This is a genomic window from Caldovatus aquaticus, from assembly GCF_019458025.1.
Lineage (GTDB): Bacteria > Pseudomonadota > Alphaproteobacteria > Acetobacterales > Acetobacteraceae > Caldovatus > Caldovatus aquaticus.
Genome location: NZ_JAHZUY010000006.1, coordinates 18,113 through 40,226, shown reverse-complemented (window position 1 = coordinate 40,226; position 22,114 = coordinate 18,113). Strand labels below are relative to the sequence as shown.

At 75.5% G+C, this 22,114-nt stretch carries 18 protein-coding genes, 1 tRNA gene and 1 pseudogene; 8 read left to right on the top strand and 12 right to left on the bottom strand.

Features of this window, described 5'->3' with window-relative positions:
- Positions 1 to 52: 52 nt before the first annotated feature.
- The 3 genes from K1J50_RS04335 to glmU form a co-directional block, all read right to left on the bottom strand.
- Entirely contained in the window at positions 53 to 1,531 is a 1,479-nt protein-coding gene (locus K1J50_RS04335; RefSeq protein WP_220116213.1) for an NAD-dependent succinate-semialdehyde dehydrogenase, read from the bottom strand.
- An 86-nt stretch (positions 1,532 to 1,617) separates the two neighbouring features.
- Positions 1,618 to 3,441, bottom strand: a complete 1,824-nt coding sequence (gene glmS / locus K1J50_RS04330) for a glutamine--fructose-6-phosphate transaminase (isomerizing) (RefSeq protein ID WP_220116212.1) — start codon at positions 3,439 to 3,441, stop codon at positions 1,618 to 1,620.
- A 3-nt stretch (positions 3,442 to 3,444) separates the two neighbouring features.
- Positions 3,445 to 4,770, bottom strand: a complete 1,326-nt coding sequence (gene glmU, locus K1J50_RS04325) for a bifunctional UDP-N-acetylglucosamine diphosphorylase/glucosamine-1-phosphate N-acetyltransferase GlmU (protein ID WP_220116211.1) — start codon at positions 4,768 to 4,770, stop codon at positions 3,445 to 3,447.
- Between the two features lie 493 nt (positions 4,771 to 5,263).
- Here glmU and gph point away from each other — a divergent pair, with 493 nt between their 5' ends.
- Positions 5,264 to 5,959 (top strand): phosphoglycolate phosphatase, encoded by a 696-nt coding sequence (gene gph, locus K1J50_RS04320; RefSeq protein ID WP_220116210.1) that lies wholly within the window; start codon positions 5,264 to 5,266, stop codon positions 5,957 to 5,959.
- 53 nt (positions 5,960 to 6,012) lie between these two features.
- On the opposite strand, the pseudogene K1J50_RS18955 reads toward gph, so the two are convergent.
- A pseudogene (locus K1J50_RS18955) lies at positions 6,013 to 6,723 on the bottom strand (DUF3108 domain-containing protein); the annotation flags it as partial.
- Between the two features lie 121 nt (positions 6,724 to 6,844).
- Here K1J50_RS18955 and K1J50_RS04315 point away from each other — a divergent pair.
- Positions 6,845 to 6,919: transfer RNA gene (locus tag K1J50_RS04315), tRNA-Val, on the top strand.
- Between the two features lie 118 nt (positions 6,920 to 7,037).
- Here the strand turns inward: K1J50_RS04315 and K1J50_RS04310 are convergent.
- Positions 7,038 to 7,796 (bottom strand): SIR2 family NAD-dependent protein deacylase, encoded by a 759-nt coding sequence (locus K1J50_RS04310; RefSeq protein WP_220116209.1) that lies wholly within the window; start codon positions 7,794 to 7,796, stop codon positions 7,038 to 7,040.
- A 31-nt stretch (positions 7,797 to 7,827) separates the two neighbouring features.
- Complete coding sequence (locus K1J50_RS04305) at positions 7,828 to 8,808, bottom strand: Bug family tripartite tricarboxylate transporter substrate binding protein (RefSeq protein WP_220116208.1); 981 nt, start codon at positions 8,806 to 8,808, stop codon at positions 7,828 to 7,830.
- 127 nt (positions 8,809 to 8,935) lie between these two features.
- Between K1J50_RS04305 and K1J50_RS04300 the strand changes: the two genes are divergently transcribed.
- From K1J50_RS04300 to K1J50_RS04280, 5 genes are all read left to right on the top strand, one after another.
- Complete coding sequence (locus tag K1J50_RS04300) at positions 8,936 to 9,895, top strand: alpha/beta fold hydrolase (protein WP_220116207.1); 960 nt, start codon at positions 8,936 to 8,938, stop codon at positions 9,893 to 9,895.
- Positions 9,892 to 11,007 carry a Bug family tripartite tricarboxylate transporter substrate binding protein gene (locus tag K1J50_RS04295; RefSeq protein ID WP_220116206.1) on the top strand — a complete coding sequence of 372 codons (1,116 nt, stop codon included), beginning with the start codon at positions 9,892 to 9,894 and terminating at the stop codon, positions 11,005 to 11,007. The genes K1J50_RS04300 and K1J50_RS04295 overlap by 4 nt, the downstream gene beginning before the upstream one ends.
- Before the next feature lie 37 nt (positions 11,008 to 11,044).
- On the top strand, positions 11,045 to 13,003 hold the full coding sequence (locus K1J50_RS04290) for a tripartite tricarboxylate transporter permease (RefSeq protein ID WP_220116205.1): 1,959 nt from the start codon (positions 11,045 to 11,047) through the stop codon (positions 13,001 to 13,003).
- Between the two features lie 207 nt (positions 13,004 to 13,210).
- Entirely contained in the window at positions 13,211 to 13,570 is a 360-nt protein-coding gene (locus K1J50_RS04285) for an MmgE/PrpD family protein (RefSeq protein ID WP_220116300.1), read from the top strand.
- A 274-nt stretch (positions 13,571 to 13,844) separates the two neighbouring features.
- A complete protein-coding gene (locus K1J50_RS04280; RefSeq protein WP_220116204.1) occupies positions 13,845 to 14,333 on the top strand; it encodes a DUF2267 domain-containing protein in 489 nt (162 codons plus the stop codon).
- 25 nt (positions 14,334 to 14,358) lie between these two features.
- Here the strand turns inward: K1J50_RS04280 and K1J50_RS04275 are convergent, their stop codons facing one another.
- From K1J50_RS04275 to K1J50_RS04250, 6 genes are all read right to left on the bottom strand, one after another.
- A complete protein-coding gene (locus tag K1J50_RS04275; protein ID WP_220116203.1) occupies positions 14,359 to 15,351 on the bottom strand; it encodes a M48 family metalloprotease in 993 nt (330 codons plus the stop codon).
- Between the two features lie 7 nt (positions 15,352 to 15,358).
- Positions 15,359 to 15,679 (bottom strand): chaperone modulator CbpM, encoded by a 321-nt coding sequence (locus K1J50_RS04270; protein WP_220116202.1) that lies wholly within the window; start codon positions 15,677 to 15,679, stop codon positions 15,359 to 15,361.
- The gene (locus tag K1J50_RS04265) at positions 15,676 to 16,614 is read right to left on the bottom strand and encodes a DnaJ C-terminal domain-containing protein (RefSeq protein WP_220116201.1); all 939 of its coding nucleotides are present in this window, start codon (positions 16,612 to 16,614) and stop codon (positions 15,676 to 15,678) included. Before K1J50_RS04265 ends, K1J50_RS04270 begins: the two co-directional genes overlap by 4 nt.
- A 249-nt stretch (positions 16,615 to 16,863) precedes the next feature.
- Positions 16,864 to 17,874 (bottom strand): TRAP transporter substrate-binding protein, encoded by a 1,011-nt coding sequence (locus K1J50_RS04260; RefSeq protein ID WP_220116200.1) that lies wholly within the window; start codon positions 17,872 to 17,874, stop codon positions 16,864 to 16,866.
- Positions 17,875 to 17,916: 42 nt separating this feature from the next.
- Complete coding sequence (locus K1J50_RS04255) at positions 17,917 to 19,242, bottom strand: TRAP transporter large permease (protein WP_220116199.1); 1,326 nt, start codon at positions 19,240 to 19,242, stop codon at positions 17,917 to 17,919.
- Between the two features lie 18 nt (positions 19,243 to 19,260).
- The gene (locus K1J50_RS04250) at positions 19,261 to 19,797 is read right to left on the bottom strand and encodes a TRAP transporter small permease (RefSeq protein ID WP_220116198.1); all 537 of its coding nucleotides are present in this window, start codon (positions 19,795 to 19,797) and stop codon (positions 19,261 to 19,263) included.
- Positions 19,798 to 20,357: 560 nt separating this feature from the next.
- On the opposite strand from K1J50_RS04250, the gene K1J50_RS04245 reads away from it, so the two are divergent.
- Complete coding sequence (locus tag K1J50_RS04245) at positions 20,358 to 22,052, top strand: acyl-CoA dehydrogenase family protein (protein ID WP_220116197.1); 1,695 nt, start codon at positions 20,358 to 20,360, stop codon at positions 22,050 to 22,052.
- Positions 22,053 to 22,114 lie beyond the last annotated feature (62 nt).

Sequence of the window (22,114 nt, the reverse complement as noted above, 5' to 3'; positions counted from 1 at the left end):
CGGGGGGCGGCGGACCTCCCTCCCCCCGGCCCCCGGCGGGCGGCCGCCCGCCTCAGGTGCCGATGCCGCCGAGGGCGAGGTACTTGATCTCGAGGTACTCCTCGATGCCGTAGTGGCTGCCCTCGCGCCCGAGGCCGGACTGCTTGAAGCCGCCGAACGGCGCCTCGGCGGTCGAGATGATGCCCTCGTTGATGCCGACAATGCCGTATTCCAGCGCCTCGGCGACGCGGAAGATGCGGCCGACGTCGCGGGCGTAGAAATAGGCGGCGAGGCCGAACTCCGTGTCGTTGGCGAGGCGGATCGCCTCCTCCTCGGTCCTGAAGCGGAACAGCGGCGCGACCGGGCCGAAGGTCTCCTCCCGGAAGATCAGCGCGTTCGGCGGGACGTCGGCGAGGACGGTCGGCTCGAAGAAGTTGCCGCCGAGCGCGTGCCGCTTGCCGCCGGTGACGATCCGCGCGCCCTTGGCCACGGCGTCGGCGATGTGCTCCTCGACCTTCGCCACCGCGGCGGCGTTGATGAGCGGGCCCTGCGTGACGCCGGGCTCCATGCCCGGGCCGACCTTCAGCGCCTCGACCGCGGCCTTCAGCTTCTTGGCGAAGGCGTCATAGACGCCGTCCTGCACCAGGATGCGGTTGGCGCAGACGCAGGTCTGGCCGGTGTTGCGGTACTTCGAGGCCATCGCGCCCTGCACCGCGGCGTCGAGGTCCGCGTCGTCGAAGACGATGAAGGGGGCGTTGCCGCCGAGCTCCATCGAGGTCCGCTTGATCGTCGGCGCGCACTGCGCGAGCAGCACCCGCCCGACCTCGGTCGAGCCGGTGAAGGAGAGCTTGCGCACGATCGGGTTGGAGGTGAGCTCCTTGCCCGTCTCGCCCGAGGGGCCGGTGATGACGTTGCACACCCCGGGCGGCATGCCCGCGCGCTCGGCCAGCACCGCGAGCGCGAGGGCCGAGAACGGCGTCTGCGAGGCCGGCCGGATCACGCCGGTGCAGCCCGCGGCCCAGCCGGGCCCGGCCTTGCGGGTGATCATGGCGGAGGGGAAGTTCCAGGGCGTGATCGCGGCGAAGACGCCGACCGGCTCCTTCTGCACGATGATGCGCCGGCCCTTGGCGTTCTGCGGGATGGTCTCGCCGTAGACGCGGCGCGCCTCCTCGGCGAACCACTCGATGAAGGAGGCGGCGTAGGCGACCTCGCCCTTGGATTCCGCGAGCGGCTTGCCCTGCTCGGCGGTCATGATCGCGGCGAGGTCGTCGGCGTGCTGGTGCATCAGCTCGGCGAGGCGGCGCAGGATCGCGGCGCGGTCCTTCGCCAGCATGGCGCGCCAGGCGGGCCAGGCGGCGTTCGCCGCCTCGATGGCGCGGCGGGTCTCGGCGGCGCCCATGGCGGGGACGGTGCCGACGAGCTCGCCGTTGGCGGGGTTCCTCACCTCGATGGTGCGGCCGCTGTCGGCCTGCACCCATCGGCCGGCGATGTAGTTCGCCTGGCGCAGCAGCTCCGGGTCCTTGAGCGGCAGCTTGGCGGTGACATCGAGCATGGCGGCGTCTCCCCGTTCGGGCGTGCGGGGAGGATAGGCCGATGGCGGGAGGCTGTCAGCCCGGGCGCGCGGCGCGCCCCGCGCCGCTACTCCACCGTCACGCTCTTGGCGAGGTTGCGCGGCTGGTCCACGTCCGTGCCCTTCAGCACGGCGACGTGATAGGCGAGGAGCTGCACCGGGATCGCATGCAGGATCGGCGCCACGAAGGGGTGCACGCGCGGCAGCTCGATCACGCGCTCGGCGAAGCGGCGCAGCGCCGGGGCGCCCTCGGCGTCGGTGAAGACCATCACGCGCCCGCCGCGCGCGGCGGCCTCCTGCAGGTTGCTCGCGGTCTTCTCGAACAGCGGGCCGGAGGGGCAGAGCGCGATCACCGGCACCGCCGGGTCGATCAGCGCGATGGGGCCGTGCTTCATCTCTCCGGCGGCGTAGCCCTCGGCGTGGATGTAGCTGATCTCCTTGAGCTTGAGCGCGCCCTCGAGGGCGATCGGGTAGAGGTTGCCGCGGCCCAGGAACAGCACGTCGCGCGCCGGCGCCACCTCCTGCGCCAGCGCCTGGATGGTCCTGCCGTCCTCGAGCAGCGCCGCGGCGTGGCCGGGCAGCTCGAGCAGCGCCGCGGTGAGCCGCGCCTCCTCCTCCGGCGCGAGCCGCCCGCGCGCGCGGGCGAAGCCGATGGCGAGGGAGGCGAGGACCGAGAGCTGCGCGGTGAAGGCCTTGGTCGAGGCGACGCCGATCTCCGGCCCCGCGACGGTGAGGAGGCGCGCGTCGCTCTCGCGCGCCATGCTGCTCTCGTCCACGTTCACCACCGCGAGCGTCCGCTGGCCGCCCGCCTTGAGCAGGCGCAGCGCGGCGAGGGTGTCCGCCGTCTCGCCGCTCTGGCTGACGAGGAGCGCGGCGCCGCCCTCGGCGAGCGGCGGGTCGCGGTAGCGCAGCTCGCTCGCGATGTCGGCCTCGACCGGGATGCGGGCGAGCCCCTCGATCCAGTAGCGGCCGACCAGGCCGGCGAGGAAGGCGGAGCCGCAGGCGGTGACCGTCAGCCGCGGCACGGCGGCGGGATCGAAGGGCAGCGGCGGCAGCGCGACGGCGCGGGTCGCGGGCTCGACGTACTGGCGCAGCGTCTCGCCGATCACCACCGGGTGCTCGTGCAGCTCCTTCTCCATGAAGTGGCGGTAGTTGCCCTTGCCGGTGGCGGCGCCGGACAGCGCCGTGACGCGGACCTCGCGCTCCACGGGGCGGCCGAGGGCGTCGAAGAAGCGCGCGCCGGTGTCCGACAGCACCGCCCAGTCGCCCTCCTGCAGGTAGGCGATGCGGCGCGTCAGCGGCGCGAGGGCGAGGGCGTCGGAGCCGACGAACATCTCGCCCTCGCCGTAGCCCACCGCGAGCGGCGCGCCCTGGCGCGCGGCGATCAGCGTGCGCGGATGGCCGGCGAACACCATCGCCACGGCGAAGGCGCCGTGCAGGCGCCGGAGCGCGCGCGCCGTCGCCTCCTCGGGCGAGGCGCCCTGGGCGAGCAGCCAGTCGAGCAGGCGGGTCAGCGTCTCGGTGTCGGTCTCGGTCTCGAACTCGGCGCCCCGGGCCTCCAGCTCGGCGCGCAGCTCGGCGTGGTTCTCGATGATGCCGTTGTGCACCACCGCCACGCGGCGCGTGGCGTGGGGGTGGGCATTGCGCTCGGTCGGCGCGCCGTGCGTCGCCCAGCGGGTGTGGCCGATGCCGGTGGTGCCGGGCAGCGGCGCGCGCTCCAGCGCGGCGGCGAGGTTGGAGAGCTTGCCCTCGGCGCGCCGCCGCTCGATGTGGCCGTTGACCAGGGTGGCGATGCCGGCGCTGTCGTAGCCGCGGTATTCGAGGCGCCGCAGGGCCTCGAGCAGACGCGGCGCGGCCTCCGCGCGCCCGACCACGCCGACGATGCCGCACATGGCTCAGCCCCTTCCCTGCCGTCCCCCGACGCCGCGCCCCGGCTTCACCGCCTGGCGGCCGCGCGCGATCGCCAGCGCGTCGTCGGGCACGTCCTCGGTGATGACGCTGCCGGCGCCGACCAGCGCCCGCGCGCCGACGCGCACCGGCGCGACGAGGGCGGTGTCGGAGCCGATGAAGGCACCCGCGCCGATCTCGGTGCGGTGCTTGGCGACGCCGTCGTAGTTGCAGGTGATGGTGCCGGCGCCGATGTTGGCGCCGGCGCCGATGGTGGCGTCGCCGAGATAGGCGAGGTGGTTGGCCTTCGCCCCCTCCCCCAGCACCGCCGCCTTCAGCTCGACGAAATTGCCGACATGGGCGCCGGCCTCGATCACCGTGCCGGGACGGAGCCGGGCGAAGGGGCCGACGACCGCGCCGCGCCGCACGACGCAGCCCTCGAGGTGGGAGAAGGCGCGGATCTCCGCCCCCTCCTCCACCGTCACGCCGGGGCCGAACACCACGTTGGGCCCCACCGTCACGTCCGCGCCGAGCCGCGTGTCGTGGCTGAGGAACACCGTCTCCGGCGCGACCAGCGTCGCCCCCGCCTCCAGCGCGGCGGCGCGCAGCGCGGCCTGGACCGCAGCCTCGGCCGCCGCCAGCTCGGCGCGGCTGTTGATGCCGCGCAGCTCGGCCTCCGGCGCCTCGACGGCGACGCAGCGCCGGCCCTCGGCGCGGGCCAGCGCGACCACGTCGGTCAGGTAGTACTCGCCCTTGGCGTTGTCGTTGCGCACCGCGCGCAGCCAGCGCAGCAGGTCGGCGGCGCGGGCGCAGAGGACCCCGGCGTTGCACAGCCCCTCGGCGCGCTCGGCCTCGGTCGCGTCGGCCCACTCGACGATGCGGGCGACGCCGCCCGCGCCGTCGCCGATGACGCGGCCGTAGCGGCCGGGATCGGCCGGACGCATGGCGAGCAGGGCGAGGTCCGCCTCCCGCCGCGCCGCGCGCAGGCGGCGCAGCGTCGCCGGCCGGATCAGGGGGGTGTCGGCGTAGAGCACGGCGGCGTCGCCCTGCCATCCCTCGAGCAGCGGCGCGGCCTGCAGGGCGGCGTGCGCGGTGCCGAGGCGTTCGCGCTGCACCGCCACGGGATGCGGCGCGGCGGCCCTCTCCAGCGCCGGCATGTCCGGCCCGACGACCACCACCGTGCGCTCGAACGCCGCCTCCACCGCCGCGAGCAGGTGGCGCAGCATGGGCCGGCCGGCGATCGGGTGCAGCGCCTTGGGCAGCGCGGAGCGCATCCGCGTGCCGAGCCCGGCGGCGAGGACGATGGCGACGGCGGGGGCGGCCGGATCGGTCATGCCGACCGGTTAAGCCGCCGCCGGCAGCGGGGCAAGCGCCGTTCGGGACCGCCGCGGTCAATCCGTTTTGCGCGATGTGACCGGCGTCCCGCCCCGCAGGCGGCGGGCGGCCCTCCTGCGGCGGCCCGCCGCGCCGCTAGGGCGCAGGCCTGCCGCACGGCGAAGGGCGGGCGTGCGGCGACACGCTGCGACCTTGGGCGCCATTCCCCCGCGTGGCGCGCCGCGGCGGGGACCGGGCGACTCCGCCGCGCCGCGCGACGCCGGGGGCGCCGTCGGGCTCTCCGCCCCGGCCCCCCGCCCGGCGGCGACGAGGCCGCCTTGTTCGCGCGTCCCGACGCCGCCACCGGGTGGCTCCCGACGCGGCGGCGCGGATTCCGGCGAATCGCCGCTTGCGCCGGGGAGGGCGGCGTCGGCGCCCGCTCGGCCCCTGCGGCGCCGCGGCGGATCGCGCCGCGGATTGCGTGCCGGCGGCGCCTCCCCTAAGCGGCGGAGGATGCCGCGCACCGCGCTGTTCGACCTCGACGGCACGCTGGTGGACAGCGTCCCCGACCTGCACGCCGCGACCGACCGCCTGATGGCCCGCCTCGGCCTCGCCGGGTTCGCGCGCGCCGAGATCGTGGCCATGGTGGGCGACGGCGCGCGGGCGCTGGTCGAGCGGGCGCTCGCCGCGCGCGGCCGCGGCTTCGACCAGGCCGCGCTCGACGGCTTCCTCGCCGACTACACGGCGCACGCGGCGGTGCGGACCCGCCCCTTCCCCGGCATCCCGGAGGCGCTCGACGCGCTCGCCGCCGCGGGCTGGCGGCTCGCCGTCTGCACCAACAAGCCGGAGGCGGCGACGCGCGCCCTGCTCGAGGGGCTCGGCCTGCGCGGACGCTTCGCCGCCATCGGCGCCGGCGACAGCTTCGCGGTGCGCAAGCCCGACCCGGGCCATCTCCTGGCGACCCTGCGCCTGGCCGGGGGCGCCCCGGCAGCCGCGGTGATGGTCGGCGATCACCGCAACGACGTGCTGGCCGCCCGCGGCGCGGGCCTGCCCTGCGTCTTCGCCGCCTGGGGCTACGGCCCGCCCGCCATGGCCGAGGGCGCGGCGGCGCTGGCGCGGAGACCGGACGAGCTGCCCGCGCTGCTGCCCCGCGTGCTGGCCGCGGCGCGCCCCGGCCCGCGCGACGGCGGGTCCGGCGCGACCAGATAGGCCTCGACGGTGCCGAGCCGGCGCGTCGCCACGGCGAGCCGCACCGGCACCGGCGGGCCGCCGGGGACGAGCGGCGCCAGCCAGGCCTCGCCGCGGTGCGGGCGGGCGCGTTCCTCCGGGTCCTGGTCGCGGCGGAACCCGGCCACCTGCCGGGCCTCGAAGCCGCAGCGCAGCGCCTCGCCGGCCCAGGCGTCGCGCCAGGGCGGCAGCACCTCGCGCCCGGCGGTGCGCAGCGCGTAGTCCATGCGCCGCCGCCCGTCATAGACCGCCGCCGCGGCCTCACAGCGCCCGGTCGCGGCGACGATGCGGCCAAGCCGGACCAGGGCGGAAAGCGCGTCGAGCGTGCCGCGACGCAGCGCGGGCGGCACCGGCTCGTGCCCGGCGGGGGCAGGCGGGTCGTCGAGCCGCGGCACCGGGTCGGCGCCGTGCCAGTCGAGCCAGAGGCGCCGCGGCCGGCCGCGCCAGACGCCCTCGGAGCGGTAGTGCCTGGGCCGCGCCTCGGTGCCCCGCAGGCCGCCGCTCGCCTCGCTGACCTGCTCGCCGGGCATGGCGAGGGCAAGGAGGCCGCGCGGGCGCAGCGTGGCGCGCAGCCGGTAGCTCTCGCCCCCCACCTCGACCTGCGCCTCGATGTCGAGCACCGGCAGGCCGGCGGCGAGCACGCGGTAGCGCGCCGGGAACGCCGCCTCGCCGCGCGCCGGCGCGGCCGCGGCGGGCAGGGCCAGCGACGCGGCGAGGGCAGCGCGGAGGAGAGGGCCCCGGCTCATGCGCCCGCATCGCGCGCCGCGCCCCGCGCCGAGTCAAGCGCGGCGGAGGGACGGCGGCCGCGGCGCCGCGGCCGGCGCGCTTGACTTGCGCCGGCCGCGCACCTATCCGTGCGGTCCCCTCGGGCGCGTAGCTCAGCGGGAGAGCATCCGCTTCACACGCGGGGGGTCGCAGGTTCAATCCCTGCCGCGCCCACCATCCCTTCCCCGGCACGCCCCCTGGCCACCCACAGCGGTTGCGGCGCGCGCCGCCGGCGCGCCCCGGGCGAGCGGTCCGCCGGCACGCGGCCGGCCGCCGGCGCCGCCCGGCGCGGCGCTCAGCTGTTGCCGACGGCGGCGCCCATCACCTCGCCGATGCCGTGACGGATCGCGAGGTCGGCGATGCCATCGAGCGGCGTCTCCTCGCGGTTCACGATCACCAGCCGCGCGCCGTTGCGCTTGGCCATCTCCGGGAAGCCCGCCGCCGGATAGACGACGAGCGAGGAGCCGAGGACGAGGAACAGGTCGCAGGCCCGTGTCTCCGCCTCGGCGCGGATCATCGCCGCCTCCGGCATCGCTTGGCCGAAGCTGATGGTCGCGGTCTTGACCAGGCCGCCGCAGGCGGCGCAGTCCGGCACGTCGCCGTCGCGCTCGAAGGCGAGGCGGAGCGGCTCGAGCTCGTAGCGCATGCCGCAGTCCAGGCACCGCGCGTAGGTGGCGTTGCCGTGCAGCTCGATCACCTTGTCCTCCGGAACGCCGGAGGCCTGATGCAGCCCGTCTATGTTCTGGGTGATGACGGCGCTCGCCTTGCCCTCGCGCACGAGCCGCGCCACCGCGCGGTGGCCGCGGTTCGGCTGCGCCGCGCGCAGCACCGGATCGGTGGCGAATTTGCGCCGCCAGGCCTCGCGCCGCATCGCGGGGGAGGCGACGAAATCCTGGAAGCAGATCGGCCGCATCCGGGTCCAGATGCCGGTCGGGCTGCGGAAGTCGGGGATGCCGGACTCGGTGCTGATGCCGGCCCCGGTGAACACCACGGCGCGGCGCGCGGCGACGAGCATGGCGCGCAGCGTCGCGATCCCGGACTCGGCGCTCGTCATCGCGCGCTCCCTCGCCTCGCGCGGGCCCCGCTCATTCGGCGCGGATGCCGAGCTGGCGGATCAGCGGGCCGAACGCCTCCCGCAGCTCGCGCAGCATCGCCCGGAAGCCGTCGGGGCCGCGCGGCGCCACCTCGAAGCCGATGGCGGCGAAGCGCTCGCGCACCTCGGGCGTCGCCAGGCCCTTCTCCACCTCGGCGAGCAGGCGGGCGACGATCGGCTGCGGCGTGCCCGCGGGCACCATCAGCCCGTTCCAGCCGCCGATGTCGTAGCCCGGCAGGTCGGCCGCCTCGGCCAGCGGCGGGATGCCGGGCAGGAGCGCGCTCGGCCGCCCGAGGGTCTGGCCGAGCGGGCGGAGCTGGCCCTGGCGCACCAGCGCGCCGGCGCCGGCCGGCGTCTCGATCGCGTAGTCCACGTGGCCGGCGAGGAAGGCGGCCATCGCCGGGCCACTGCCCTGGAACGGCACGTGCAGCGCCTCGAGCCCGGCGCGGGCGTTGAACAGCGCCGTCACCATGTGCTGCGCCCCGCCGGTGCCGGAGGAGGCGTAGCTGTACTTGCCGGGATTGGCCTTCACGTGCGCGACGAAGGAGCGCGCGTCCGTCGCCGGGAAGCTCGGGCGCACCAGCAGCATGTAGGGGGCGGCGCCGAAGCTCGCGACCGGGGCGAGATCGCGCTCCACGTCGTAGGGCGTGCGCTGCACCAGCGGCTGGAAGGTGATCGGGCCGATCGAGGCGGCGAGCAGGGTGTGGCCGTCCGGCGCCGCCTTGGCCACCGCGTCGGTGCCGATCTGCCCGCCGGCGCCGGGCCGGTTCTCCGGCACCACCGGCTGGCCGAGCGCCGCCGTCAGGAACTGGGCGACGACCCGACCGATCAGGTCCGTCGCCTGGCCCGGCGGCCAGGGGATCACCATGCGGAGCGGCCGCCCCGGCCAGGGAGCGCCCTGGGCGCCGGCGGGACGGGGCGCGGCGAGCGGCGCGAGCGAGGCGGCGAGCGAGAAGCCGCGGCGTCCGAGCATGGGACGATCCCTCCGTGCAGCGGTCCGGTTTCTTGTGGTCGTCCCTTCTACCGATCGCGGGCGGCGCGTGTCACTCTTTCTTCGCCGGCGCCCGGCGCCGCTCGCTCCGGCCGGCGGAGGGGACGGCATGTTCGAGGGCTTCGCGCGCACCGAGATCGCGACGGCGGGCGGCGCCGCGCGCATCCATCTGCGCCACGGCGGCAGCGGACCGCCGCTCCTGCTGCTGCACGGCAACCCGCAGACCCATGTCGCCTGGCACCGCATCGCGGGGCGGCTCGCCGAGCGCTTCCACGTCGTCGCGGCGGACCTGCGCGGCTATGGCGACAGCGTCGGCCCCGATCCCTCGGATACCGCCGCCTACACCTTCCGCGCCATGGCCGAGGACCAGGTCGAGGTGATGCGCGCGCTCGGCCACGAGCGCTTCATGGTCGCGGGCCACGACCGCGGCGCGCGCACCGCGCACCGCATGGCGCTCGACCATCCGGAGCGGGTGGAGCGCCTGGTGCTGCTCGACATCCTGCCGAGCCGGCACATCTGGCGGAACGCCTCGGCGGAGTGGGCGCTCGGCTCCTGGCACTGGCCGTTCATGGCCCAGGGCAACGGCCTGCCGGAGCGGATGATGGAGTCCGTGCCGCCGGAGTGGTTCATGGAGCGCACGATGGGCCGCCCGGACGTCGGGATCTCGATCTCCGCGCCCGAGGCCTACGCCGAATACGTGCGCCGCTTCACGCCGAAGACGATCCGCGCCTCCTGCGCCGACTACCGCGCCGCGGCGACGCTCGACCGGGCGATGGACGAGGCGGACCGGGACCGGCGGATCGCCTGCCCGACCCCGGTGCTGTGGGGCGAGCGGAGCCACACCGGGCGGGTCTTTGGCGACGTGCTCGCCATCTGGCGCGACTACGCGGAGGATGTTATTGGCGCCCCGCTCGCGTGCGGCCACTACGTGCCGGAACACGCGCCGGAGGAGACACTGGCCCGGTTCCTGCGCTTCTTCGGCGCGGCGCCGGACCGGCCGCGCTCCGGCCGCGCCCCGGCCGGAGGCGGCGGCAGCCGCGCCGCGGGCAAGCGGGAGAGACGCCGATGAGCTTCGTCACGCCAGAAGGGCGGCCGGGCCGCCGCGATCTGCTGCTCGGCGCGGCCGCATGGGGCGCCGCCGGGGCGCTCGCCCCGGGCCGGGCGGCGCGGGCGCAAGACTTCGCCGGCAAGACGATCGAATGGATCATTCCGCTGCAGGTGGGCGGCGGCTCCGACACCTGGGCGCGGTTCCACCTGCCCTTCCTCAGCCGCTACCTGCCCGGGCACCCGACCATCGTCGTCCGCAACATCACCGGCGGCGGCGGCATCAACGGCACCAACCAGTTCGCCGCCCGGGCGCGGCCGGACGGGCTGATGATCCTCGGCACCACCGGCTCGATCCAGTTCCCCTACCTGCTGGGCGATCCGCGGGTGCGCTACGACTACAAGGCCTGGGCGCCGGTGCTCGCCGGCCCCACCGGCGGCGTGCTCTACGTGCGGCCGGAGCTCGGGGTGCGCGGCGTCGCCGACTTCGCGAAGCTGAAGGCGTCCCCGGGCCTCAAATACGGCAGCCAGGGGCCGACCTCGCTCGACATCGTGCCCGCCCTCGCCTTCGAGGTGCTCGGCCTCGACGTGCAGATCGTGTTCGGCATGCAGGGGCGCGGCGCGGGCCGCCTCGCCTTCGAGCGCGGCGAGACGCCGATCGACTACCAGACCACCTCCGCCTTCAACGCCCAGGTCATGCCGCTGGTGCGCGAGGGCAAGGCGGTGCCGCTGTGGTCCTGGGGCGCGCTGAACGCAGAGGGCGAGCTCACGCGCGACCCGAACTTCCCCGACCTGCCGCACTTCGCCGAGTTCGCCACCGCCGCGCTCGGCGCCCCGCCCTCCGGCCCGGCCTGGGAGGCGTGGCGGACCCTGTTCGTCGCCGGCTTCGCGGCACAGAAATTCGTGGTGCTGCCGAAGGAGACCCCGGCGGCGATCCTCAACGCCTACCGCTCCGCCTTCGCCAGGACGCTCGCCGATCCCGAATACCTCGAGAAACGGCGCACCGTGATCGGCGAGTACGACGAGGTGACGGGCGAGGCGTGCGAACGCGCCTACGCCGCCGCCACCACCATGAACGAGGCCACGCGCGAGTGGGTGCGCGACTGGCTGCTCCGCCGCTTCAACCACCGCCTGTGAGCGCGCCGCTCCAGCGCCGCGCCGGGGCCGTGCGGCCGTGATCGACGCGCTGCTGTCGGCGCTGCTCGCGCTCGCGAGCCCCGAGCGGCTGATGTACATGGCGCTCGGGGTCGGCATCGGCTACGCGATCGGCGTGCTGCCGGCGCTGGGCGGGCTCGCCGGCCTGTCGCTGGTGCTGCCCTTCATCTACGGACTCGACCAGGTGGCGGCGCTCGCCATGCTGGTCGGCCTGGTCGCGGTGGCGGCTACGGCGGACACCTTCAGCTCGATCCTGATGGGCATCCCCGGCTCCTCGGCGAGCCAGGCGACGATCCTCGACGGCTTCCCGATGGCGCGGCGGGGCGAGGCGGCGCGGGCGCTCTCCGCCTCCTTCATCGCCTCGATGGTGGGCGGGATCGTCGGCGCCGTCATCCTGACCGGCGCGGTGCTGGTGGCGCGGCCGCTGATCCTCGCCCTCGGCACCGCGGAGCTGTTCATGCTGGCGGTGCTCGGCCTCTCCATGGTCGGGGTGCTGGCGGGGCGGAGCTTCGCCAAGGGCCTGATCGCCTGCGGCATGGGGCTCGCGCTGGGAACGGTCGGCGCGGCGCCGGCGACCTCGGAATACCGGCTCGACTTCGGCACCATCTACCTCTCGGACGGGCTGCCGCTGCCGGTGCTCGTGCTCGGCATCTTCGCCCTGCCGGAGATCGTGGACCTCGCGCGCAGCGGCGGCGCGATCTCGCAGACGGCGGAGCTGGGCCGCGGCTGGCTCGCCGGCCTGCGCGACACGCTGCGCCACTGGTGGCTGCTGGTGCGCACCTCGGCGATCGGCAGCGTGCTGGGGGCGATCCCGGGCCTGGGCGGAAGCGTCACCGACTGGATCGTCTACGGCCACGCGATCCAGACCGAGAGGAACGGGCAGTTCGGCAAGGGGGACGTGCGCGGCGTGATCGCCGTCGAAGCCTCGAACAACGCGCGCGAGGGCGGCGCCCTGGTGCCGACGCTGTTCTTCGGCATCCCCTCCTCGGGCACGATGGCGGTCTTCCTCGGCGGCATGACCCTGATCGGGCTCGAGGCCGGGCCGCAGCTCGTCGGCAACCGCCTGGACCTGACCTACGCGATCATCTGGTCGCTCGCAATCGCGAACGTGATGGGCACGGCGCTGTGCTTCCTCACCTCGCCTCTGATCGCGCGGCTGACCGTGATCCGCTTCGGGCTGATCGCGCCCTTCATGGTGATGGTGGTCTGCTTCGGCGCGTTCAACACCAGCCGCGACCTCGCCGACCTGGTGCTACTGCTCGGCATCGGCGTGCTCGGCCTGCTGATGCGCCGCTACGGCTGGCCGCGGCCGCCCTTCGTGGTGGGCTTCGTGCTGGCGCAGCCGATGGAGACCTATCTCTACCAGGCGGTGCAGTTCCACGGCTGGTCCTTCCTGCTGCGCCCGGGCGTGCTGGCGATCGCCGCGCTGGTCGTCGCCGCCGTCGCCCTCGGCATTCGCCAGCGCAGGCTGGCCGAGGCGGAGGAGGAGACGCCGCGGGCCATGGAGACCCGCCGCGCGCAGGCGCTGTTCGCGCTCGTGCCGGTGGCGCTGTTCGCCGCGGTGCTGGCGGACTCGCTGCGCCACAGCTTCCTCGGCGCGGTCTTTCCCGCCACGGTGGCCGCGGTGATGCTGCTGCTCAGCGTGCCGGTAGTGCTGCGCCTCGGCTTCGCGGGCCACCCGGGCGGGCTGCTGCACGACGCGGAGGCGCAGCCCGATCCGCAGCTCGGCGGGTTCTGGACCCACCTCGGCTGGATCGCCGGGCTGGTCGCGCTCTCGGCGCTGGTCGGGTTCTTCCTCGCCAACATCGTCTTCTTCCTCGCCTTCCTGCGCCGCGCCGCGCGCTGCTCCTGGCCGACCGCCCTGGCGCTGACCGCGGCCGCCTGCGCCCTGCTGCTGGTCTCGGCGCACTTCCTCGTGCTCGACTTCCCGGCCGGGCTGCTGCAGGCCGCGACCGACCTGCCCTGGCCGCTGCGCTGAGCGCGACGCGCGGCGGGACGGGCGCCGCGTTGACGCCTTCCGCGCGCGGCCGGTAGGCTTCGCGCGGCCGCGCCGGGCGGCGGTCGGCGCGATCCGGGTGCTGCTTCCCGGCCCGACGCTCCCGATCGTCGCCGAGCCGGCGGCGGAGAAGGCCCGGCCGCAGAGCGACTACGCCGCGAAGTTCAGCGCGCCCTTCGTGATCGCCACCTGCCTGCTGCGCGGGCGCTTCGGCCTTCCGGACTGGCGCCGGAGGCCCTGGCCGATCCGCGCGTCCTCGCCCTCTGCGCGCGCACACGCTGCGAAGCGGACCCGGAGACCGCCTTCCCGACCTACTTCTCGGGCGGGGTGGAGGTGGAGCTGCGCGACGGGCGGCGATTGCGGCGGCATGTGCGCGTCAACCGCAGCGCCGGGGAGCGGGCGCTCGGCGAGGCGGAGGTCTCGGCGAAGTTCCTTGCCGCCGCCGGCCCGGTATTCGATTCCGCGCGGGCGGAACGCGCCCGGCAGGCGATCCTCGCCCTCGACCGCGCTCCGGTGCGCGAGGCGGCGCGCGCGCTCGCGGCGCCGTAGGTGCGGCCGCCCTTCCCGCGACGGGGGCCGCGAGCCGATCGTCGCGGCCGTCGCCAGCCGCGAGCGGGCGGCGCTCGAAGCCGAGGGGCCCCGCAGCCGCGCGCAACCCGACGCGCAGGGCGCGCACGCCCCCGGCAGGCCCGCTGCGCCGACCTTGACAGGACGGATATATTTTTTCTTTCGTTGCAAACTGGCGGGCGGCAGGGCGCGTTCGTGCCGCGACCGCGCTACCCCGCTCGCCCCGGGGCCGGCGCGGGAGGCGAGGGAGACAGCGATGGCAAGCGCCGGACTGGAGGTCTTCGACAGGACGCTTCAGATCACGCATGTCTGGCTCGGCGAGATCGAGGCACGGCTCGGCCCGGACCGGCATCTCGCCTGGCGGGCGCTCGGCGCCGTGCTCCACGCGCTGCGCGACCGTGTTCCCGCGGATCTCGCCGCGCATGTCGGCGCGCAGCTGCCGCTGCTCGTCCGCGGCCTCTACTACGAGGGCTTCGATCCCAGCCGGCACCCGGACAAGGCGCGCACGCTGGAGGCCTTCCTCGAGCGCGTGAAGGAGGGCCTTGCCGGGACGCGGCCCGTGGCGGCGCGGGACGCGGCGCAGGCGGTCCTCCGCGTGCTCGCGCACCACCTCGATCCCGGACAGGTCGGCAAGCTGGCGCGGGCCCTGCCCGAACCGGTGCGGGACTTCTGGGCCGAGGTCGCGGCGATCCCCGTGCCGACGGAGGAGGAAGAGCGCCCGCCGGGGCATCGCGGCGGCGCCTGAGCAGGGCGGCCGGCCGGCGCGCGGATCAGAGCAGCCAGCGCCGCGCCAGGCGCTGGGCGAGAGGCCCCCGCGGCGGCGCGGTGCCGTCCTCCGCCCATCCGGGCAGGCCGGTCGGCAGCATCCGGCCCGCGCGCGGCGCGACCGGCACCGCCACCACCGCCTCGGAGAGACGCGCGATGCGCTCGCGGATCGTGGGGTGGGTGCGGAACCAGCGCAGCCAGCGCGCGCCGCTGCGGCTGGCGAGGCGTTCCCAGTCGTCGCCCTGCAGCCGGTCGAGCCGCGCCAGCGCCGCGGCGAGCCCGGCGGGATCGCCCGTCAGCTCGACGGCACCGGCATCGGCGAGCAGCTCGCGCCGGCGCGAGAGCGAGAGGATGAGCAGGTCGCCCAGCGCCGGCCCCGCCATCAGCAGCAGGATGGCGGCGGGCGACGGCGCCTCGCCCGCGGCCAGCAGCACCGGGAGCCAGAGCAGCAGCAGCGCGGCGCCGAGCGCGCCCATCAGGCGGGTGAGCGAGGCGGCCGCCGCCGCGAGCCGCATCACTTGCACGTCGCCATGCCGGATGTGGGCGATCTCGTGCGCCAGCACGGCGGCGAGCTCGCGCGGCGGCAGCGCGCGCAGCAGCGCATAGGTCAGGGCGATGCTCGGCCGCGCCCTGTCGCCTGCCGCCATCGCCTGGAGCAGGGAGGGCGAAGGCAGCAGGAACAGCGCCGGCGCCCGCGGCAGCCCGGCGCGCCGCGCCAGGATGCGGACCATCGCGTGCAGCTCCGGCGCCGCCTCTGGCGGCAGCGGCACGCCGCCGAGCAGCCGGCGGAACATCGCCCCGCCCGGCGCCGGATCGAACAGCATCAGCAGCAGCGCCAGGCCGGCCGCGATCGCCAATCCGCCGGGCCCCGCCACCACCAGCCCGGTCAGCGCCGCGAGCGCGGTGAGGCCGAGCAGGAGGAGGGCCGACTGCCAGCGGTTCCACCGCGCCTGCCGCGCCAGCGCCGCAGCGTCGAGCGCCAGGCGGTAGGCCGCCACGCCGCCCTCAGCCTTCGTCCTCGCGGGCCTCGCCGCGGAGCGCCGCCAGCACCTGCGCGCGCGCCGGCTCCGGGAGCGCGGCGAGCGCCGCCCCCACCTGCCGCAGCGCCCGGCGCAGCCCGTGGATCTGGTCGAGCAGGGCGAGCGCCACGTCCACCCCCTCCTCGTTCACGCCGAGCCGCTCGGTGAGGTCGCGGATCAGGGCGGCGCGCGCGAGCTCGGCCTCGGACAGGTCCGGGCCGGAGCCGATCCAGCCGGCCTCGATCCAGGCCTCGAAGGTCCGCTCGGCGATGCCGGCGCGGAGCAGGAATTCGGCGCGGGCGATCATCCCCTCCCCTCCCGCGGATTGTGGGCGCGGCCGGCGGCCCAGTTGCGCGCGAAGGCCTCGAGCTCCGGGTCGGGCTTGTCGGGCAGGAAGATGCGCAGCTCGGCGTAGGCGTCGCCGCGCGTGCCGTCCGGGCGCGGCACGCCGCGGCCGCGCAGGCGCAGCACCGTCCCGGTGTTGCTCCAGGGCGGGATCGTGACCATCACCGGTCCGGCCGGCGTCGGCACCTCGACCTTGGCGCCGAGCACCGCCTCGACCAGGCTCACCGGCAGCTCGAAATGGATGTCGTCGCCGCGGCGGGTGAAGCGGTGATGGCCGCCGACCTCGAGCTCGACCAGCAGGTCGCCGGGCGGGCCGCCGCCCAGGCCGGGCTGACCCTTGCCGCGCAGGCGCAGCACCTGGCCGTCATGCGCGCCCGGCGGCACCTGCACGTCCACCACCGAACCGTCGGGCAGGACCAGGCGCTTGGTCGCGCCGTTGATCGCCTCGAGGAAGTCGAGGTGCAGGCGGCCCCGCAGATCGGCGCCGCGCATCCGGATCCTGCCCTCGAACCCGCCCGTCCGGGCGCCGGCGGCGCGGCGGCCGAAGATCGCGGCGAGCAGGTCGTCGGCGTCGAGGATGTCGGCGAAGGCGGATTCGGAGGCGTAGAGGTCGTCCGCCGTGCCCGCGTGCTCGCGCCAGAAGCGGCGCGGCTGCGGGCGCTCCGCGCCGGTCGCGTCGATCTCGCCGCGGTCGTAGCGGGCGCGCTTCTCCGGATCGCTGAGCAGGTCGTAGGCGGCGGAGATCTTCTTGAAGCGCTCCTCCGCCGCCTTGTCGCCGGGGTTGAGATCGGGGTGCAGCTTGCGCGCGAGCTTCCGGTACGCCTTCTTGATCTCCTCGGCCGAGGCGTCGCGCGCGACGCCGAGCAGCGCGTAGGGGTCGTCGCTGGCGTCGCTCATGGCGCGGCGGGCACCGGGCGGGAGGCGCCGGCCCGGCGGGGCGGCCCGGCGCGATCCGCCGCCCGCTCGCCGCCGCGCTGCGCCGCGGGCCGCGGGCGCACCGTCCGCCGGAGGGGTTCGACCATGCCTGTTCTCCTCCTCGCGAGGTCCGATCCGACGCGTTGCGCCGCTTAAGACGGCATCGCGGCGCGCCGCGTCAAGGCGCTGCCGGCCGCCGGCCGGCGGACCGGCGGCCGCGCCGCGTTCCGGTCAGCCATGCGTCTCGCCGATCCGCGCCAGGCGCTGCATCACCTCCTCGCCCAGCAGCGGGTTGCCGAGCCGGGCCCAGACCGGGCGCATCGCCTCGCGCCACTCGGCGCGCTGCTCGGGCGTGAGGGCGTGGACGGTGGCGCCGAGCGTGGCGATGCGCTGATAGGCCTCCTCGTTGATGCGCTCGGTGTTGGCCCAGTTCCACTCGGTCGCCTTGCCGAGGCTGCGGCGCACCGCCTCGCGCGTCGCCGCCGGCAGGCGCTCCCACCAGGCCTTGTTGGTGCAGACGACGTAGAAGTCGAGCACGTAGCCGATGCGGGTGATGTGGTTGGCGATCTCGTAGAGCTTGCTGGCGAGCCAGGCGTTCGCCACCGGCTCCACCGCATCGATCACGCCCTGGGCGAGCGCGGTCGGCACCTCGCCCCAGTCGATCGTCACCACGTTGGCGCCGAGCTGGCGGAACGCCTCGACGTAGTTGGCGCCGGCGGGCACCCGGATCTTGACGCCGCGCATGTCGGCGGGACGCAGGATCGGCGTGCCGCGGCGGCCGACGTCGCGGTGGCCGTTGAGCCAGAAGGCGACCGGCTCCATCGCCTTGGCGCGCAGCTCGCCGAACAGGGCGCGCGAGAGGTCCTCGTCCTCGATCACCGCCTGCAGGGCGCGCGGCGTCGGCAGCAGGTAGGGCAGGCCTAGCACCGCGAGCTTCGGCGCGGTGGCGGCGTAGATGCCGGCAACCGGCGCGATGAACTGGATGGCGCCGAGCTGCAGCGCCTGCACCTGGCCGCGCTGGTCGTAGAGGGTGCCGGAATGGTGGAGCTGCACCTGCACGCGCGGCCCGAGCTCGGCCTCGATCTCGCGCTTGAACAGCTCCCAGGTCTGGCCCTTCAGCGAGGTCGCCTGGGTGTCGTTGTTGATGACGATGCGCGTCGCGGCCTGGGCACGCGCAGCGCCGCAGGGCGCCAGGGCGAGCGCGGCGAGGCCGCCGAGCGCGGCGCGGCGGGGGACGGTCATGGCGGGCTCCCTCCCGGTGAGTCTGCTGGCCCGAGCATCGCCCTAGAACAGGACGCCCGGCAAGAAGGTGGAGAGCCAGGGCACGTAGGTGACGAGCAGCAGCATCAGGAAGGCCACCGCCACCCACGGCAGGGAGGCGATCACCACCTCGTGGAGCGGGACGTTGGCGATGGTGGAGGAGACGTAGAGGTTGATCCCGACCGGCGGGGAGATCAGCGCCAGCTCGATGTTGACCACCACGATGATGCAGAGGTGCAGCGGGTCCACGCCGAGCTCCACCGCCGCGGGGAACAGGATCGGCATGAACAGCAGGATCATCGGCACGCCGTCCATGAAGATGCCGGCGACGATCAGGACGACGTTGACGAGGAGCAGGAACAGCCATTGCGGCATCCGCACCTCGACCAGCCACTGCGCGAGCGCGGCGGGCACCCCCTCCTGCGTCAGGAAGAAGGAGAACAGGATCGCCATGGTGGTGATCCAGAAGATCATGCCGACGCGCGGCGTCACCGCGAGCATGGTGCGGAGCAGCCCGGCCAGGGTGGTGTCGCGGTAGACCAGCGTGCCGATCAGCGCCGCGAGCGCGGTGCACACCACCGCCGCCTCCGTGGGGGTGAAGATCGCGCCGCCCCCGACGCGGTGGCCGAGGACCTCGAAGGCCGGGAAGCCGTAGATGCCGACCACAAGCAATGCGGGCAAGCTCAGCGCCGGCAGCGCGTCCCGGAAGGCGGCGCGGCGCTCCGCCCAGGACAGGCGCGGGGCGACCGGCACGCGCTCGCGGATGGCGAGGAGGCGCGCGAGCGCCATCAGCAGCAGGCCGAACACGATCCCCGGCAGGACGCCGGCGACGAACAGCTTCGGGATCGAGGTCTCGGTGAGGAAGCCGTAGAGCACCATCGGGATCGAGGGCGGGATGAGGATGCCGAGCGAGCCCGCGGTGGTCATCGAGCCCACCGCGTAGCGCCGCGAGTAGCCCTGGCGGATCATCGCCGGGATCATGATCCCGCCCACCGCCGCGACGGTCGCCCCGGAGGAGCCGGAGATCGCGGCGAAGAACATGCAGGCGAGGATGCCCGTCATGCCGATGCCGCCGCGCCAGTGCCCGACCAGCGCCTGGGCCAGCGCCACCAGGCGGCGCACGATCCCGCCCGTCTCCATGAAGGCGGCGGCGAGGAAGAAGAACGGCACCGCCATCAGCGTCGTGCTGTCGATGTTCGAGAGGATCTTCTGGCCGATCAGCGGCAGCGGGATCGGGTCGAACAGCAGCAGCGCGACGAGGGTGGAGGCGCCGAGCGTGACCGCGATCGGTGCGCCGAGGACGGCGAGCAGCACGAACAGGCCGACGGCGGTGGCGACGGCGGCGGACATCGGCGCGCGGCCTCCCGCTCAGCGCGCCGCGGGGGCCGGCGGGGGCGGGCCGTCGGGCTGCCAGGGGTTGCCGCCCGGCGGGGCGAGGGTCGCCGGCAGCAGCGCGGCGTAGCGCACGCACATCAGCGCGAGGAACAGCGGCGTGACCAGGTAGGCGACCCACTCCGGCACGCCGGACTCGACGTTGGTGGTGCCGACCGCGATCAGGAAGTCGAGGTAGCCGAGCGCCGCCCACAGCATCGTCCCGCAGAAGGCGAGGTTGATCGCGAGGTTGGCGAGCTCCGCCGCGCGCCGCGCCGGCGGCGGCAGCCGGTCGAGGAACAGGTCCACGCGCACGTGCAGGCCGTCGCGCACGGCGCGCGCGGCGCCGATCAGGCAGGCCCAGACCGTGAACTTGACGAAGGCCTGCTCCGACCAGACCACGCCGGCGTTGAACACGTAGCGCGCGACCACCTGCGCCACGCCGGCGATCAGGGCGGCGGAGAAGAAGAACGCCATGCCGAAGGTCTCGAGGCGGTCGATCAGGCGCAGCAGCATCGCGGCGGGTTCCGGCATCGGGTGGCGCGCAGCGGGGTTCGGCCGAGCCTCCGGGCGATGCCCCCCACGCGCCTCCCTCCCCTGCGCCGCGAACCTCGCACCGGGTAGCGCCGGCGGCAAGGGGAGCCGCGCGATTGACGCGGCCGCTGGGCGGGCCGAGAGTCGCGGCGGCGGTGGCGGGGCCCCGCGTGCCGCAGGGGCCCGGAGAACGCACGCGATGCCGAAGGCCATGCCGAGCAGGAGCGCGGCGCGACGCGCGGGCAGCGCCTGCAGCGGAACGGGCGGGAAGCGGCGCCGGATCCGGGACGCGGCGGAGAGTTCGCCCGCCGCGCGGCGGGGGACGCGCCGGCGACCGGAGCCGCGTCCCCGCCGCCACCGCTCTGCCCGGCCCGGGCCTCCGCGAATCTCGCGCGCGGCGCGGCTCTGGCGATCACGATCACCCTCCTCCGCCCGCGGATGCAATGCGACCTCGACGACGGCGACGCCCCTGGCGGCCGGCAGCACGCGCCGCTGCTCGAGCGGGCGGTGCCGGAGTGAAGCCGCCACGCGACGGAAAGGCCGCTAGGGAACACGGCGCCATGCATGTCCCTCCCCTCCCCCCGCCGACCGGGGCCGCCGCGGTGCCCGACAGCCGCGGGATCAACCTCTACCGGGCCGACCCGGACCTGCGCCGTCTGCTCGGGCTCTACCTGCCGGCGGCGCTCGTCGCGCATCTCGAGCCGCATCTCGACCGCCTCGGCGCCCTCGCCGGGGGCGCGCTGGACGAGCTGGCCGCGACCGCCGACCGCAACCCGCCGGTCCTGCGCCACCGCACACGCACCGGCGAGGAGGCGCAGAGCATCGAATACCATCCCGCCTATCGCGAGATGGAGCGCATCGCCTTCGCCGAGTACGGCCTCGCGGCGATGTCGCACCGCGGCGGCGTGCTGGGCTGGCCGGAGCCGATGCCGCCGGCGGTGAAGTACGCCCTCACCTACCTCTTCGTGCAGGCGGAATTCGGCCTCTGCTGCCCGGTCAGCATGACCGACAGCCTGACGCGCACCCTGCGCAAGTTCGGCGACCCCGCCCTCGTCGCCCGCTACCTGCCGGCGCTGACCAGCCAGGACCTCGACGCGCTGCACCAGGGCGCGATGTTCATGACCGAACAGGGCGCCGGCTCCGACATCGCCGCCACCGCCGTGCGCGCCGCTCCCCTCGCCGACGGCACCTGGGCGCTGACCGGCGACAAGTGGTTCTGCTCCAACCCGGACGCCGAGCTCGCCATGGTGCTGGCGCGGCGCGAGGGCGGGCCGCCCGGCCTCAAGGGCGTATCGCTGTTCCTGCTGCCGCGCACCCTGCCCGACGGCATGCCGAACCGCTACCGGATCGTGCGCCTGAAGGACAAGCTCGGCACCCGCTCGATGGCGAGCGGCGAGATCCGCCTCGAGGGCGCTGTCGCCTGGCTGGTCGGCGAGCCCGAGGCCGGCTTCAAGCAGATGGCGGACATGGTGAACAACTCGCGCCTCTCCAACGGCGTGCGCGCGGCGGGGCTGATGCGCCGCGCCGTCACGGAGGCGCTGTTCGTCGCCCGCCGCCGCGTCGCCTTCGGCCAGCGCCTGATCGAGCTGCCCCTGATGCGCCGCCAGCTCGGCAAGATGCTGGTCCGGGCCGAGCAGGCGCGCAGCATGATGTTCCAGACCGCCGAGGCGCTGCGGCGCAGCGACGCCGGGGAGCCGGGCGCCTACCCGCTGCTGCGCATCCTGACGCCGCTGATCAAGTTCCGCGCCTGCCGCGACGCGCGCCGGGTGACGGGCGACGCGATGGAGGTGCGCGGCGGCTGCGGCTACATCGAGGAGTGGCCCGACCCGCGCCTGCTGCGCGACGCCCATCTCGGCTCGATCTGGGAGGGCACGAGCAACATCGTCGCGCTCGACGTGCTGCGCGCCGCCGCGCGCGAGGGCGCGCTGCCGGTGCTGGCGGCGCATGTGCGCGGCCTGCTCGGCAACGGCGAGGCACTGCCCGGGGCGCTGCCCGCGCTGGACCGCGCCGTGGCGCTGGCCGAGGCGGCGCAGCGGGACCACGCCCTCGCGCGCCAGGCGGCCTCCGCGCTCTACCACGTGACCAGCGCCGCGGCGATGGCGTGGGAGGCGGCGCGGCTGCGCGACGGCCGGCGCCTCGCCCTCGCCCGCATGGCGCTGCGCCATCGCGTGCTGCCGCGCGACCCGCTGGCTGCCGAGGATCCGGACGCGCCGGCGCTCGCCGAAGTTCTTGCCGAGGAACCCGCGCTCGCGTGAGGGACGCGGCATGCGTTCCGGGGCGCGCCGCCCGCCGGCGCCGGCCCTGCTGCTGCCGGCCG

Coding starts and splice junctions, on each gene's coding strand:
- K1J50_RS04335 (WP_220116213.1), bottom strand. CDS start 1,531: ATGCTCGATGTCACCGCCAAGCTGCCGCTCAAGGACCCGGAGCTGCTG.
- glmS (WP_220116212.1), bottom strand. CDS start 3,441: ATGTGCGGCATCGTCGGCGTGGTCGGGCGCGCGGAGGCCGCGCCGCGT.
- glmU (WP_220116211.1), bottom strand. CDS start 4,770: ATGACCGATCCGGCCGCCCCCGCCGTCGCCATCGTCCTCGCCGCCGGG.
- gph (WP_220116210.1), top strand. CDS start 5,264: ATGCCGCGCACCGCGCTGTTCGACCTCGACGGCACGCTGGTGGACAGC.
- K1J50_RS04310 (WP_220116209.1), bottom strand. CDS start 7,796: ATGACGAGCGCCGAGTCCGGGATCGCGACGCTGCGCGCCATGCTCGTC.
- K1J50_RS04305 (WP_220116208.1), bottom strand. CDS start 8,808: ATGCTCGGACGCCGCGGCTTCTCGCTCGCCGCCTCGCTCGCGCCGCTC.
- K1J50_RS04300 (WP_220116207.1), top strand. CDS start 8,936: ATGTTCGAGGGCTTCGCGCGCACCGAGATCGCGACGGCGGGCGGCGCC.
- K1J50_RS04295 (WP_220116206.1), top strand. CDS start 9,892: ATGAGCTTCGTCACGCCAGAAGGGCGGCCGGGCCGCCGCGATCTGCTG.
- K1J50_RS04280 (WP_220116204.1), top strand. CDS start 13,845: ATGGCAAGCGCCGGACTGGAGGTCTTCGACAGGACGCTTCAGATCACG.
- K1J50_RS04270 (WP_220116202.1), bottom strand. CDS start 15,679: ATGATCGCCCGCGCCGAATTCCTGCTCCGCGCCGGCATCGCCGAGCGG.
- K1J50_RS04265 (WP_220116201.1), bottom strand. CDS start 16,614: ATGAGCGACGCCAGCGACGACCCCTACGCGCTGCTCGGCGTCGCGCGC.
- K1J50_RS04260 (WP_220116200.1), bottom strand. CDS start 17,874: ATGACCGTCCCCCGCCGCGCCGCGCTCGGCGGCCTCGCCGCGCTCGCC.
- K1J50_RS04255 (WP_220116199.1), bottom strand. CDS start 19,242: ATGTCCGCCGCCGTCGCCACCGCCGTCGGCCTGTTCGTGCTGCTCGCC.
- K1J50_RS04250 (WP_220116198.1), bottom strand. CDS start 19,797: ATGCCGGAACCCGCCGCGATGCTGCTGCGCCTGATCGACCGCCTCGAG.
- K1J50_RS04245 (WP_220116197.1), top strand. CDS start 20,358: ATGCATGTCCCTCCCCTCCCCCCGCCGACCGGGGCCGCCGCGGTGCCC.